This window comes from uncultured Kocuria sp. (genome assembly GCF_947500125.1).
GTDB lineage: Bacteria > Actinomycetota > Actinomycetes > Actinomycetales > Micrococcaceae > Kocuria.
Window position 1 is genome coordinate 218,553 of the sequence record NZ_CANMRA010000004.1, and the last position, 13,569, is coordinate 232,121.

Annotated in this window: 11 protein-coding genes and 1 riboswitch; of the genes, 8 read left to right on the plus strand and 3 right to left on the minus strand. The window is 74.5% G+C overall.

Features of this window, described 5'->3' with window-relative positions; genetic code table 11:
• Positions 1-38: 38 nt before the first annotated feature.
• Together Q0817_RS04590 and ald are read left to right on the plus strand one after the other, a co-directional pair.
• On the plus strand, positions 39-1,040 hold the full coding sequence (locus tag Q0817_RS04590) for a D-2-hydroxyacid dehydrogenase (protein WP_298584915.1): 1,002 nt from the start codon (positions 39-41) through the stop codon (positions 1,038-1,040).
• Between the two features lie 73 nt (positions 1,041-1,113).
• Positions 1,114-2,208 (plus strand): alanine dehydrogenase, encoded by a 1,095-nt coding sequence (gene ald / locus Q0817_RS04595; protein WP_298584916.1) that lies wholly within the window; start codon positions 1,114-1,116, stop codon positions 2,206-2,208.
• Positions 2,209-2,233: 25 nt separating this feature from the next.
• On the opposite strand, the gene Q0817_RS04600 is transcribed toward ald, so the two are convergent.
• Positions 2,234-2,734 (minus strand): MarR family winged helix-turn-helix transcriptional regulator, encoded by a 501-nt coding sequence (locus tag Q0817_RS04600; protein ID WP_298584918.1) that lies wholly within the window; start codon positions 2,732-2,734, stop codon positions 2,234-2,236.
• A gap of 73 nt (positions 2,735-2,807) precedes the next feature.
• On the opposite strand from Q0817_RS04600, the gene Q0817_RS04605 reads away from it, so the two are divergent.
• Positions 2,808-4,733 (plus strand): ABC transporter ATP-binding protein, encoded by a 1,926-nt coding sequence (locus tag Q0817_RS04605; RefSeq protein ID WP_298584920.1) that lies wholly within the window; start codon positions 2,808-2,810, stop codon positions 4,731-4,733.
• A gap of 73 nt (positions 4,734-4,806) precedes the next feature.
• On the opposite strand, the gene metE is transcribed toward Q0817_RS04605, so the two are convergent.
• Together metE and Q0817_RS04615 are read right to left on the minus strand one after the other, a co-directional pair.
• Entirely contained in the window at positions 4,807-7,212 is a 2,406-nt protein-coding gene (metE, locus tag Q0817_RS04610; protein ID WP_298584922.1) for a 5-methyltetrahydropteroyltriglutamate--homocysteine S-methyltransferase, read from the minus strand.
• Between the two features lie 69 nt (positions 7,213-7,281).
• Entirely contained in the window at positions 7,282-8,208 is a 927-nt protein-coding gene (locus Q0817_RS04615; protein WP_298584924.1) for a methylenetetrahydrofolate reductase, read from the minus strand.
• A gap of 71 nt (positions 8,209-8,279) precedes the next feature.
• Positions 8,280-8,386: riboswitch (SAM riboswitch) on the minus strand.
• A gap of 204 nt (positions 8,387-8,590) precedes the next feature.
• Between Q0817_RS04615 and Q0817_RS04620 the strand changes: the two genes are divergently transcribed.
• The 5 genes from Q0817_RS04620 to Q0817_RS04640 all read left to right on the plus strand — a co-directional run bounded on the left by Q0817_RS04620 (position 8,591) and on the right by Q0817_RS04640 (position 13,411).
• Positions 8,591-9,586: a glycosyltransferase gene (locus Q0817_RS04620; protein ID WP_298584925.1), complete on the plus strand. Its 996-nt coding sequence runs from the start codon at positions 8,591-8,593 to the stop codon at positions 9,584-9,586.
• Positions 9,583-10,977, plus strand: a complete 1,395-nt coding sequence (locus Q0817_RS04625) for a hypothetical protein (RefSeq protein WP_298584927.1) — start codon at positions 9,583-9,585, stop codon at positions 10,975-10,977. Before Q0817_RS04620 ends, Q0817_RS04625 begins: the two co-directional genes overlap by 4 nt.
• A 46-nt stretch (positions 10,978-11,023) precedes the next feature.
• Positions 11,024-11,380: a helix-turn-helix transcriptional regulator gene (locus Q0817_RS04630; protein WP_058875458.1), complete on the plus strand. Its 357-nt coding sequence runs from the start codon at positions 11,024-11,026 to the stop codon at positions 11,378-11,380.
• Between the two features lie 3 nt (positions 11,381-11,383).
• Positions 11,384-11,884: an SRPBCC family protein gene (locus tag Q0817_RS04635; protein ID WP_298584930.1), complete on the plus strand. Its 501-nt coding sequence runs from the start codon at positions 11,384-11,386 to the stop codon at positions 11,882-11,884.
• Positions 11,885-12,124: 240 nt separating this feature from the next.
• Positions 12,125-13,411, plus strand: a complete 1,287-nt coding sequence (locus Q0817_RS04640; RefSeq protein WP_298584932.1) for an adenylosuccinate synthase — start codon at positions 12,125-12,127, stop codon at positions 13,409-13,411.
• Positions 13,412-13,569 lie beyond the last annotated feature (158 nt).

Genomic DNA, 13,569 nt, shown 5'->3' on the forward strand with positions numbered 1-13,569 from the left:
AGATTGTCAACAATCGGACCGGCCCGTAGGGTGGCCCCATGAGCACCGTGCGCGAGCCGCCCCGTGTCGTCGTGCTGACCGCCGACGGCACACCACCGCCCGCCAACGAGGCCGCCCTCCGGGGCCTCGCCGACGTCACGGTGGTGACGCGGGAGAGGCTCGCCGAGGCCCTGGCGGGGACCGGCGGGCAGCGTCCCGCGGAGGTGCTGCTGCTGTGGGACTTCTTCTCGGACGCCCTCGCCGACGCGTGGGACGCCGCGACGGGGCTGCGCTGGGTGCACGTCGCGGCGGCCGGCGTGGACGCCATGCTGTTCCCGGCCCTGCGTGCCGGCGAGGTCCGGCTGACCAACGCCCACGGGGTCTTCGACCGGCCCATCGCGGAGTTCGTCCTCGCCGCGGTCCTGGCCCAGGACAAGCAGCTGCACCGCAGCCGGGCCCTGCAGGACGAGCACCGGTGGGTGCACCGGGAGCTGCGGCGCACCCAGGGCTCCACGGCCCTCGTGCTGGGCACCGGGGGGATCGGCCGCGAGACCGCCCGCCTGCTGCGGGCCGTGGGGATGGACGTCCGCGGCGCCGGGCGCACGGCCCGGACGGGGGACCCCGACTTCGGGACCGTCGTCCCCGCCGCCGAGCTGGCCGAGCACGTCGGCTGGGCCGACCACGTGGTGCTGGCCGCCCCGCTGACCGAGCAGACGCGCGGACTCGTGGGCCCCCGGGTGCTCGCGGCCATGGCCCCGCACGCGCACCTCGTGAACGTGGGCCGCGGAGCGCTGGTGGACGAGGACGCCCTGCGCGAGGCCCTCCGGGCGGGGCGCCCGGCCGCCGCGACCCTGGACGTCTTCGACACGGAGCCCCTCCCGCCGGACCACCCCTTCTGGGAGATGGACAATGTGCACGTGTCCGCGCACATGTGCGGGGACGTGGAGGGGTGGCGGGACGAGCTCGCCGCCCAGTTCGAGGACAACCTCCGGCGCTGGACGGCCGGGGAGCAGCTGGTCAACCAGGTGGACAAGGACGCCGGCTACATCCGCTCCCCCTGACGGGGGGCGGGGCCCGCGGCGACGGCGCCGCGGGCCCGTGCCGGAGCACCACGACGAGAGGAGAGCGCCGACCATGCGCGTAGCAGTTCCCCGAGAGATCAAGCCGGCCGAGCAGCGGGTGGGCCTCGTGCCCGCCGGGGTGACCCAGCTCGTGCGGGACGGCCACGAGGTGTTCGTGGAGACCGGCGCGGGGGAGGGGTCCGGGTTCGACGACGACGCCTACGCCGCCGCAGGGGCCGAGGTGGTCGACCGGTCCGCCGTGTGGGAGCGGGCGGAGCTGCTGGTCAAGGTGAAGGAGCCGGTGGCCGAGGAGTACGGGTTCCTGCGCCCCGACCTCACGCTCTTCGCGTACCTGCACCTGGCCGCCGACCGGCCGCTGACCGAGGCGCTGCTCGAGGCGGGCACCACCGCTGTGGCCTTCGAGACCGTGCGCTCCGGCCGCACGCTGCCCCTGCTCCAGCCCATGTCCGAGATCGCGGGCCGGCTCGCCGCGCAGTCCGCCGCCCACCACCTGCAGTCCAACGCCGGCGGCCCCGGTCTGCTGATGGGCGGGGTCCCCGGCGTCGCCGCGGCCAGGGTCGTGGTGATCGGCGGCGGGGCCGTGGGCACCCAGGCCGCCCTGATGGCCTCGGGGCTGATGGCCGACGTCACGGTGCTGGACGCCAACGGCGCGCGGATCCGCGAGCTCACCGACCTGCTCGGGCACCGGGCCCGCGTGCTCATGAGCGACGAGCACGTGCTCGAGGAGGAGATCTCCGGTGCGGACGTGGTGATCGGGGCGGTGCTCGTCCCGGGGGCGGCGGCGCCCAAGCTCGTGCGCCGCGAGCACCTCGGGGTGCTGCACGACCACGCGCTGCTCGTGGACGTCGCCATCGACCAGGGCGGGTGCTTCGAGACCTCCCACCCGACCACCTACGACGACCCGACGTTCGAGGTGGACGGCATCACCCACTACTGCGTGGCGAACATGCCCGGCGCGGTGCCGCGCACCGCGACCCGCGCCCTCGCCAACGCCACCACGCCCTATCTGCGGCGCCTGGCCCGCGGCCCGGAGCAGGCCCTGGCCGCCGACCCCGAGTTCGCGGCCGGGCTCAACACGGCCGCCGGGAGCATCCGGCACGCCGGGGTCGCGGAGGCCTTCCCGGACCTGTCGGCGCAGCTGGGCTGAGTCCCGGCGGGTGCCCCGCCCGGACTCAGCCCGGGGCCGGGGCGTCCGTCGCGAGCAGCCGGAGCAGCCGCTCCAGCTCCACCCGGTCCTCCGGGGCCAGGCGGGCGAAGTACTCCTCGGACTCCCGGCGCCGGTCCTCCCGGACCGTGCCGCGCAGGGCGGTGCCCCGGGGGGTCAGCGCCACCAGCGTGGCGCGCCGGTCGGAGGGGTCCGGCACCCGTTCCACGAGCCCCTTCTGCTCGAGCAGGTCCACCACCTCGGTGGCGGAGCGGGGAGCGATGCGCAGGGCGTCGGCGAGGTCCTTCACGCGCAGACGGCCGGGCCCGCCGTTCGGGCGGCAGTTCTCGGCCCCGGCGTGCAGGTGCCGCTGGGTCCCGGTGTGCCCGGCCAGGGCGTCGAGCGCCCGGAACTGGTGCGGGGTCAGCCCGAACGGGGCCAGCTGCTCGGCCCACCGACGGCGCAGCCGGCGGAAGGCGGCGTGCAGCAGGTCCCCGAGGCGGGCCGGGTCGGGATCGTCGTGGGGCATGGCGCCATCCTATCCCCATTGCGGGCTGCCTCATAGAGAGGTAACCTCCTTGATATTCCCCGAGGAGGATCCCATGACCACGACCCACCGCACCGGGCTCCTCCGCACCCCGGCGCACGGCGGCGGAGGCGTCCCGGCCGACGGACCGGGCGGGACGCCCGGTCCCGGCGGCGGTGGCGGGACCGGCGGCGGTGGTGGCACCCGCCCCGCCCGCCCGGACCCCGCGGACCGGGAGCAGCTCGCCCGGCGCCCCGTCAGCCCGCGCCGGATCGCGGCGCTGTTCGCCCCGCACCGGGCGACGACCGCGCTCGTCGTCGTGCTCATCACCGCGTCCTCGGTGGTCAACCTCGCCCAGCCGTTCCTGGTCCGGGGCATCATCGACGACGCCCTGCCGGACGGCGACACCCGTCTGCTGCTGGTGCTCTCCGCCTCGATGGTCGGCGTCGCGGCGGTCACCGCCGTGATCGGCGTGGTTCAGACCTGGCTGGCCACCACGATGGGGCAGCGGGTCATGCACGCGCTGCGCGTGCGGCTCTTCACCCACCTGCAGGCCCAGTCCCTGGGGTTCTTCACCCGGACCCGGGGCGGGGAGGTGCAGTCGCGGCTCACGCACGACATCGCCGGGATGCAGTCCGTGGTCACCAGCTCCGCCACGGGGGTGGCGTCCAACCTCACGACCGCCGTGGCGACGGCGGTGGCCATGGTGGCGCTGTCCCCGGCGATGAGCCTGATCTCCCTGCTGGTGCTGCCCCCGGCCGTCTGGCTCTCCCGCCGCGTGGCCCTGATCCGCCGGGACGTCACCGACGAGCGCCAGCGGGAGCTCGCCGCGCTCCACACCCAGGTCGAGGAGGGCCTGTCCGTCTCGGGGGTCCGGCTCGCCAAGACCCTGGGGACCACCGGGCGGGACGCGGCCCGCTTCACCGAGCGCTCCGAACGGCTCGTGGGCCTGGAGCTGCGCAGCCAGCTGGCAGGCCGCTGGCGGATGGCCACCATGCAGATCGTCTTCGCCGCGATCCCCGCCGTGATCTACCTGGCCGCCGGCTTCCCGGCCACCGGCGGCGGGATGACCATCGGCACCCTGGTGGCGTTCACCGCCCTGCAGGGGGCCGTCTTCCGGCCCGTGATGGGTCTGCTCAACATCGGCGTGCAGTGGGTGGCCGCGCTGGCCTTCTTCAGCAGGATCTTCGAGTACCTGGACCTCGAGCCGCAGGTCGTCCCGCCCGCCGCGCCCGTGCGGCTGGACCCGGCCACCGTGCGCGGGGAGGTCCGGTTCGAGGGCGTGCGCTGCGCCTACGAGGAGGGGGCCGACGTCCTGCGCGGCATCGACCTGGTGCTGCCGGCGGGCAGCACCACGGCGGTCGTCGGGCCCACCGGCTCGGGGAAGAGCACCCTCGGCTCCTTGCTCCCGCGGCTCAACGACGTCACGAGGGGGCGGGTGACGATCGACGGCGTCGACGTGCGGGACATCGAGCCGGCGGACCTCGCCCGGATCGTGGGCGTCGTCTCCCAGGAGACCTACCTGGTCCACGCCACGGTGCGCGCGAACCTGCTGCTCGCCGATCCGGACGCCTCCGACGCCGAGCTGTGGCGCGCCCTGGGGGCCGCCCGCATCGCCGACACCGTCGCCGGACTGCCGGACGGGCTGGACACCCCGGTCGGCGCCCGTGGCCACCGCTTCTCCGGCGGGGAGCAGCAGCGCCTGGCCATCGCGCGGACCGTGCTGCGCAACCCGCCCGTGCTGGTCCTGGACGAGGCCACCAGCGCCCTGGACAACACCACCGAGGCGCAGGTCCAGGAGGCCCTCGACCGGCTCGCCGCTGGCCGCACCACCCTGACCATCGCCCACCGGCTCTCCACGGTCGAGCGCGCCGACCAGGTGGTGGTGGTCGCGGGCGGCCGCATCGTCGAGCGGGGCGCGCCGCGGGAGCTGCGCGGGGCCGGCGGCCCGTTCGCCCTGCTGGCCGCACGGACCGGCCCGGAGCACGCCACCGTCGCCTGACCCGCGGGAGCCGGCACGACCACGAACGCTCGTGGTCGTGCCGGCTCCCGCGGGCCGGCCGGTTCGCTCGGGGTCAGCCGCGCGCGCCGTGCTGGACGATCAGCGGCAGACCGGCGGGCTGCGCCGCCCGCTCGCGCGCGGTCCGGGCGGCCGCCACGAGGTGCTCCAGCGACGCCCTGGTCTCCTCGTAGCCGCGGGTCTTCAGGCCGCAGTCCGGGTTGACCCACAGGGTCCGCGCGGGGACGTGCTCGAGGGCTCGCTCGAGCAGCTGCTCGATCTCCTCCTGGGAGGGCACGCGCGGGGAGTGGATGTCCCACACGCCCGGTCCGATGCCCCGGGAGAAGCCGGCGGCCTCGAGGTCGGTCAGCACCTCCATCCGGGACCGGGCCGCCTCGATGCTCGTCACGTCGGCGTCCAGGCCGTCGATCGCCCCGACCACCTCGCCGAACTCCGAGTAGCACAGGTGGGTGTGGATCTGGGTCTCGTCCCGCACTCCCGAGGTGGCCAGGCGGAACGCGTCCACCGACCAGCCGAGGTAGGCGGGCTGGTCCGCGCGGCGCAGCGGCAGGAGCTCCCGCAGCGCCGGCTCGTCCACCTGGATGATCCCGATCCCGGCGGCCTCGAGGTCCGCGACCTCGTCCCGCAGCGCGAGCGCCACCTGGTTCGCCGTCTCCCCGAGCGGCTGGTCGTCGCGCACGAAGGACCACGCGAGGATCGTGACCGGGCCCGTCAGCATGCCCTTGACCGGCTTGTCGGTGAGGGACTGGGCGTGGCCGATCCACGGGACCGTGAACGCCTCGCCCCGCAGGCCCTCGCCCTCCCGGCTGACGTCGCCCCACAGGATCGACGGGCGGGTGCAGCGGGAGCCGTAGGACTGCACCCAGCCGTGCACGGTGGTCGCGAAGCCGTCGAGGTGCTCGGCGAAGTACTGGACCATGTCGTTGCGCTCCGGCTCGCCGTGCACCAGCACGTCCAGGCCCAGCTCCTCCTGCAGCCGCACGACCCGCTCGATCTCCTCCCGCAGGAAGGCGTCGTACCGGGCGTCCGTGAGGGCCCCGGACCGGTGCTGGGCGCGGGCGGCACGGACCTCGGGCGTCTGGGGGAACGAGCCGATGGTGGTGGTGGGCAGCGGGGGCAGGGGTCCGGACGCCGTGAAGGACCGGCCCTCCTGCGCGGCCCGGCGGTCCTCCGCGGGCGCCCGCCCGATGTCCGCGGCGGTCAGCGCCCCGGCGCGCGCGCGGACGGCCGCGTCGCGGACCCCCGCGGCGCTCTCCCGCGTGCGCCGGGCCTCGGCCGCCTCGGCCAGCTGCTCCGCGACGGCCGCCGGCCCGGCGGCGAGGCCGCGGGCCAGGGTCACGATCTCGCCGACCTTCTGGTCGGCGAAGGCGAGCCAGCTGCGCAGCAGCGGGTCCAGTCCGGTCTCCTCGGCCACGTCGTGCGGGACGTGGAACAGGGACGTGGAGGAGGCCACGGACACCTGGACGCCGCCGCGGGCCAGCTCCCCGAGCTGGTCCAGCCGGCCGGCCAGGTCGGCCCGCCACACGTTGTGCCCGTCGACGGCCCCGGCCACGAGCACGGCGGAGTCCTCGCCCTGGAAGAGCTCCAGCTCCTCGGGGGTCGGCGCCGCGCCCTTGACGAGGTCGAGGTGCAGGGCCTCCACCCCGGAGCAGGCCAGGGGGTGCAGCAGCGGCCCGGGCGAGCCGTAGGAGGTGGTGACGAACAGCCGCGGGCGCCGGGGCACGGCGGACAGGGTCGTGTAGGCGTCCCACACGGACGCGGCGAGCTGCTCGGCCGGGACGTGCTGGTCCGCCACGAGCGCCGGCTCCTCCAGCTGCACCCAGTCCGCGCCGGCCGCGGCGAGCTCGCCCAGCAGCTCCGCGTACACGGCGAGCAGCTCGGGGAGCCGCTGCAGCGGGTCGAAGCCCGCGGGGGCGCCGTCCTCGGCCTTGGCGAGCAGGAGGAAGGACACGGGGCCCACGAGGACCGGGCGGACGGTGAAGCCGTGCGCGGCGGCGCGGCGGACGTCGGCCACGAGCCGGTCGGCGGTGGCACGGAACGGGGTGCCCTGGCCGATCTCGGGCACGAGGTAGTGGTAGTTGGTGTCGAACCACTTGGTCAGCTCGAGCGGGGCGCGGCCCGCGTCGCCCCGGGCGAGCACGAAGCTCGCGTCGAGGTCGAGCCGGCCCTCGGCGTCGGCGAGGTCGGCGAAGCGGGACGGGACCGCCCCGAGGGCCACGGCGGTGTCCAGCACCTGGTCGTACAGGGGGAACGCGGCGGGCAGGGACGAGTCCCGGGCGCCGAGGCCCAGCTCCACGAGCCGGCGGTGGGTCGCCAGCTGCAGGTCCGCGGCCGTGGACTCGAGCTGCTCGCGGGTCGAGCGCCCGGCCCAGTAGGCCTCGAGGGCCTTCTTCAGCTCGCGGCGGCGGCCGATCCGGGGGTAGCCGGTGATGGTGGCGGCGGGGAACGGGACGGTGGTCATGAGGATCTCCTGGAAAGGTGTCGAGAGGTCGTGCGGAACGGTCGTGCGGAACGGTGGGGAAGGGCGTGCTCAGGCGGGGAGCAGCAGCTCGTCGAGCGGGACGGGCACGTGCGGGACGCGGGGGAGCGCCACGTCCTCCAGCAGGTCGAGCGCGGCCCGGTGCTCGTTGAAGGTGTAGAGGTGCAGGCCGGGGGCACCGGCGTCCAGGGCGGCGCGGGCCAGCCGGGCCGCGAAGGCCACGCCGGCGCGGTGCCGCTCCGCGGGACCGGGCGCGTCCTCCAGCGCGGCGGCCAGGCCGGGGTGGGGCGCCAGGCCGGCCAGCCGGCACAGGGTCTGCAGCCGCCGCGGATCGGTGACCGGCATGATCCCCGGCACGATCGGGATGGTCACCCCGGCCGCCCGCGCCGCGGCGACCAGCCGCTCATAGCGCTGCGGGCGGAAGTAGACCTGGGTGATCGCGAAGTCCGCCCCGGCGCGCTGCTTGCCGAGCAGCACCTCGACGTCGTGCCGGAACGAGGGCGACTCCGGGTGCCGGGTCGGGTAGGCGGCCACGCCCACGGCGAGCCGTCCGGCCGCCAGGGACGCCGTGTGGCGGTGCTCGACCTCGCGCACGAGCTCCACGAGCTCGCCGGCGTGCCGCAGCTCGCCCTGCTCCGCCCCCGGTTCCCGGTCCCCGCGCAGGGCCAGGACGCCCCGGACGCCGCGGCGGACCAGCGCGGCCACGGTCCGCTCCAGCTCGGCCCGCGTGCTGCCGACGCACGTCAGGTGGGCCAGGGGCCGCAGGCTCGTGCGGGCCAGGAGGTGGTCGAGCAGGGCGAGCGAGCTGTCCCGGCGCTGCTCGTCCCCGCTGTACGTCACCGAGACGTGGTCGGGACGGGTGGGCTCGAGCTCCTCGATGGTCCGCAGCAGCGTGTCGGCGCTCGCCGCGCTGCGCGGTGGATAGAGCTCGTAGGACAGGGACGGCGGCGCCGGCCGGGCGATCGGGCGTGGTGTCACGTTCTTCCTCCAAGGGTCACCCCGAGGGAGGGCGGCAACCGTCCCGGGGCGGACCCGGGAGGGAGGCGGCAGCTCCATCGGTCCTGGCGGGAGCACCGTTCCGCGCACCCCGTAGCGGGGGCGCGGATGGTTGCTGCGGCGTCGACGAGCCAGGTCTCTCGGCCGCTCTGGATAGATGCAAGGCCCATTCCAGCGGCTGCCCCGCCGTGCTGCCAAGTGCGGGCGCCCAGAAGACGCCGGTGCGCCGACTGTGACGACCACGACGTCACAGGACGCAACACGGACACGCGGCGATGCACGGGCGGTGGAGCGCGGTTCTGCGCCCCGCGTGCCCCCGACATAATGGACGGGCCCCCGCCCCGGACCGCAGGAACGAGCGCCCATGCCCCCCACCCTCCGCATCGTGGCCGTCGTGCCCTGTCATAACGAGGAAGCGGCGATCGCGAAGGTCGTCACCGATCTGCACGCCGCGGTGCCCGGCATCGAGGTGCACGTCTACGACAACTGCTCGACGGACGGCACCGCGGAGGCCGCGCGGCGTGCCGGGGCGCAGGTCCGGCGCGAGGAGGAGAAGGGGAAGGGCAACGTGGTCCGGCGGGCCTTCGCGGACCTGGACGCCGACGTCTACCTGCTCGTCGACGGCGACGACACCTACGACGTCGCCGACGCCCCCGCCATGATCGACACCCTGCTGTCCGGGCCCTACGACCACGTGCTGGGCGTGCGCCGGCAGGTGACCAGCACCGCGTACCGCTCGGGGCACGAGTCCGGCAACAGGTTCTTCAACGGTCTCGTCAGCTTCGCCTTCCGCCGGAAGGTCTCCGACATGCTCAGCGGCTACCGGGTCTTCTCGCGCCGCTTCGTCAAGTCCTTCCCCGCGCTCTCGCGGGAGTTCGAGATCGAGACGGAGCTGACCGTCCACGCCGTCAACGCGCGGGCGCCGCAGGCCGAGGTCGCCGTGGGCTTCCGCGATCGGGCCGCCGGGAGCGAGAGCAAGCTGCGGACCTACCACGACGGCTTCCGGATCCTGGGCGTCTTCGGGCAGCTGCTCCTCCACGAGCGCCCGTTCCTCGTCACCGGCGCCGTCTCCCTCGCCCTGTTCCTGCTGGGCCTGGTCCTCGGCCTCCCCGTCGTCCTGGAGTTCGCGGGCACCGGTCTCGTCCCCCGGTTCCCGACGGCGTTCCTGGCCGCCTCCCTCGTGGTCCTGGCCGGCGTGTTCCTGCTCATGGGCGTGCTCCTGAGCGGTCAGGCGAAGATCCGCCGGGAGACCTCCCGGCTGTTCTACCTGCGTCATCCGGCTCCTCCGTGGAACGGCGGGGACGGCCCGGCCCGGCGCGCGGGAGGCCACGGCGCGCACGACCGGCGGCAGGTCCCGTGAGCGCACGACGGGACGCCGTGCGGTCGCGACTGCTCCCCCTGCTGCCCTGGGCCCAGGGACTGGGGATGCTCCTGGTCCTGCAGTTCGCCCTGTTCGGGCTGCTGACGCTGGGCCAGGCCGTGCCGGACCGGCCCATCGTCGAGAACCTCGTCGCGGCGGTCGAGGACGGCACCTACGGTCCCCACGGGACGATCGACCGGATGGGCGGTCCCGCGGACACCTTCACCGAGTGCGTCGTGGCGGGCACGGGCCTGGGCGCGTCCCCGGAGGAGTCCGCGTTCAGCCGGGCGGTCCGGATGCCCAGACTGGCCACCTGCGGCGGGGGCCCGGCGCAGCTGCGGGCGATCTCCGAGGGGGCCGTGCTCACCGACAACGACTACTTCAAGTACTGGGCCGGCTACACCGTGATCACGCGTCCCGTCCTGGCCCTGACGGGCCTCGAGGGCCTGCGGATCGTCTCGGGCACCCTGATGCTGCTCGCCCTGGCCGGGGCGTTCCTCGCGGTCCGCGCCCGGACCTCCACCGCCGTGGGGCTGGCCCTCGTCCTGCCGTACGTCGTGGGGACGAATCTGCTGTCCACGCCCTCGACCTCCTTCAGTCAGTCGATCTCCATCGCCTTCATCTTCCTGTCCGTGATCCTCTCCGCCCTCGGGGCCGGGCGCTCGCCCCGGACGGCGTACTCGGGGGTCGCCCTGGGCGCCGCGCTCTTCTGCTTCGTGGACCTCCTCACCACCCCTGCCGTGCCGTGGGCGATGTCCGCCTTCGCCGTGGGGGCCGTGACGTGGTTCCACCGCCGCGAGCTCGCTCCGACCCTCGTGGCGGTGGTCCTCAGCGGCCTGGTCTGGCCGGTGGCCTTCGCCGTCACGTGGCTCGCGCGCTGGGTCCTCGCCGGCGCCTTCCTGGGGTTCCCGGCCACCCTGGAGGTGGTCCGCCGCAACGTGGGGATCCGGACCGGAGGCGACCACGCGGGGGTCTCCGAGGCGTTCGGCGCGGGGGTGCGCGTCAACGCCGTCTACTGGTGGCAGACGGTGCCCACCGCGGGGCTGGTGCTGACCGGCTGCCTGCTCGCGGCGGGCGTGGGACTGGTCCTGGCGCTGCGCCGGGGAGGGCCCGCCCGGTGGGGCGCCGCCGCCGTCCTGGCCCTGCCGGCCGTGGCCGTGCCCGTCTGGTACACGGTGCTCAGCAACCACTCCCAGATCCACGCGTTCTTCGTCAACCGCGGGGTGGCGGCGGCGCTGGCCGTCGTCACGGCCGCCTGCCTCGCCGCGGCCGTGCGGCCGCGCACGGGATCCGGGGCGCCGCAGGACACCGCGGAGCGCGCGGGGCCCGCGGCCACCCCCGCTCGTCACGATCCGGTCTCGGGCCTTGCCCCGACCCCGGAGGAGTCCTAGCCTTTAACAACCAACAGGTTGATCAAGGAATCAGTTGACAAACACCGTGGACCCCGGCGACGACGACCTCCTCGACAAGGCCTTCCTGGCCCTCGCCGACCCCGTCCGCCGCCGCATCGTCGCCCGGCTCAGCCGGGGGCCGGCCACGGTCACCGAACTGGCGGAACCCTTCGCGATCTCCAAGCAGGCGGTCTCGAAGCACATCCAGGTCCTCGAGCAGGCACAGCTGGTCACGCGCACCCGTGACGCCCAGCGCCGGCCCGTCCACCTGGACCCCGCACGGCTCGAGGCGCTCACCGCGTGGATCGACCGGTACCGGCTGGTCCGGGAGGAGCAGTTCCGCCGCCTCGACGCCGTGCTCGACACCCGAGCCGCGGACCGCGGCGAGCACACCCAGGACTGAACCATGGGACACCCACTGCACCTGACCGTCCCCGACGGTCTGCCGTTCATCGACTTCGAGCGCGAGTTCGACCACCCCGTGGCCGAGGTCTTCCGCGCCCACGCGGACCCCGAGCTGTTCCGGCAGTGGATCGGGCCGCGTGGGCTGAGCACCCGCATCGACGGCTTCGAGTTCCGCGCCGGCGGCGCCTACCGCTTCGTCCAGCACGGTGCGGACAGCGCCGAGGAGTACGCGTTCCACGGCGTCTTCCACACGGTGCGCGAGAACGAGCTGGTCGTCCAGACCTTCGAGTACGAGGGCTGGCCGGACGCGGTCGACCTCGAGTACCTGCACTTCGAGGACCTGGGCGGCGGCCGGTGCCGGCTGCGCGGGCACACCGTCCACGCCTCGCAGGAGGCCCGCGACGGGATGGTCGGCTCCGGCATGGAGAAGGGCATGGCCGAGGGCTACGACCGGCTGGAGGAGCTGCTGACCGGGCGGCCCGCGAGGACGGGGAGCTCATGAGCACCGAGGGGTGTCGGACCGCACCGGTCCCGGACGGGGTGCCGGAGTGCGTGCCCCGGGTCACGGGCCGCTAGACTTGCACGGTACGAGCCCCTGGGTCTCCTCCTGCCGGTGCCGCGCCGCCTCGGGCGTGCGGGCGGGAACGGGCCGACGCAGGGGCGTTGTCGTGCCCGGCCGGTGCCCGCCTGCGCCGGGCCCCGCGGGAGAAGTCCCGTTCCATCCAGGCAGGAGAGTCGTTCAATGCCAGCAATCGTGATCGTCGGCGCCCAGTGGGGCGACGAGGGCAAGGGCAAGGCCACCGACCTGCTCGGAGGCCGCGTGGACTACGTGGTCAAGCCCAACGGCGGCAACAACGCCGGGCACACCGTGGTGGTGGGCGGCGACAAGTTCGAGCTCAAGCTCCTGCCGGCGGGCATCCTGAGCCCCAACGCCGTCCCCGTGATCGGCAACGGCGTCGTCGTCAATCCCCAGGCCCTCTTCGAGGAGATCGACGGGCTCGAGGCGCGCGGGGCGGACACCTCCCGGCTGCGGCTCTCCGCGAACGCCCACCTCGTGGCCCCGTACCACCAGACGATGGACCAGGTCACGGAGCGCTTCCTCGGCAAGCGGGCGATCGGCACCACGGGTCGCGGCATCGGCCCCGCCTACATGGACAAGGTCGGCCGGCTGGGCATCCGCGTGCAGGACGTGCTGGACGAGTCGATCCTGCGGCAGAAGATCGAGGGCGCGCTGCGGCAGAAGAACGAGCTGCTCGTGAAGCTCTACAACCGCCGGGACATCGACGTGGAGGAGGTCGTGCAGTACTTCCTGGGCTACGCGGACCGGCTCGCCCCGATGATCGTGGACTCCACCTACCTGCTCAACCGGGCGCTCGACGAGGACAAGGTGGTCCTCATGGAGGGCGGCCAGGCGACCTTCCTCGACGTCGACCACGGCACCTACCCGTTCGTGACGTCCTCCAACCCGACCGCGGGCGGGGCGTCCGTGGGCTCGGGCATCGGGCCGACCCGCATCACCCGGGCGATCGGCATCATCAAGGCCTACACCACCCGGGTGGGCGCCGGGCCGTTCCCCACCGAGCTCTTCGACGAGATGGGCGAGCAGCTGCGCACCACCGGCGGCGAGTTCGGCGTCAACACCGGCCGGCCCCGCCGCACCGGCTGGTACGACGCCGTGATGGCCCGCCACGCCTCCCGGATCAACGGCTTCACCGACTACTTCCTCACCAAGCTCGACGTGCTCACCGGCATCGAGCGGATCCCGGTCTGCGTGGCCTACGACGTCGACGGCGTCCGGCACGACGAGATGCCGATGACCCAGACCGAGTTCCACCACGCCAAGCCGATCTTCGAGCACTTCGACGGGTGGGAGGAGAACATCACCGGCTGCCGCACCCTGGAGGACCTGCCGGCGAACGCCCGGGCCTACGTCGAGGCGCTCGAGTCGATGAGCGGGACCCGGATGTCCGCGATCGGCGTGGGCCCGGACCGCGACGACACCATCGTGGTGCGCGACCTCATCAACTGATCCCTCCTCCGTCCTCTGCCGTGCTCCTCCGCGAGGTCGCACGTGCCGGCGCGCCGTCGGTCGCCGGCACGTGCGACCTCGCCCGCCGGGGAGTGCTCAGACGAGGACCAGCACCACCCAGATGCCGAGGCTGCCGAGCGCGAGCATCGCGACCGCGG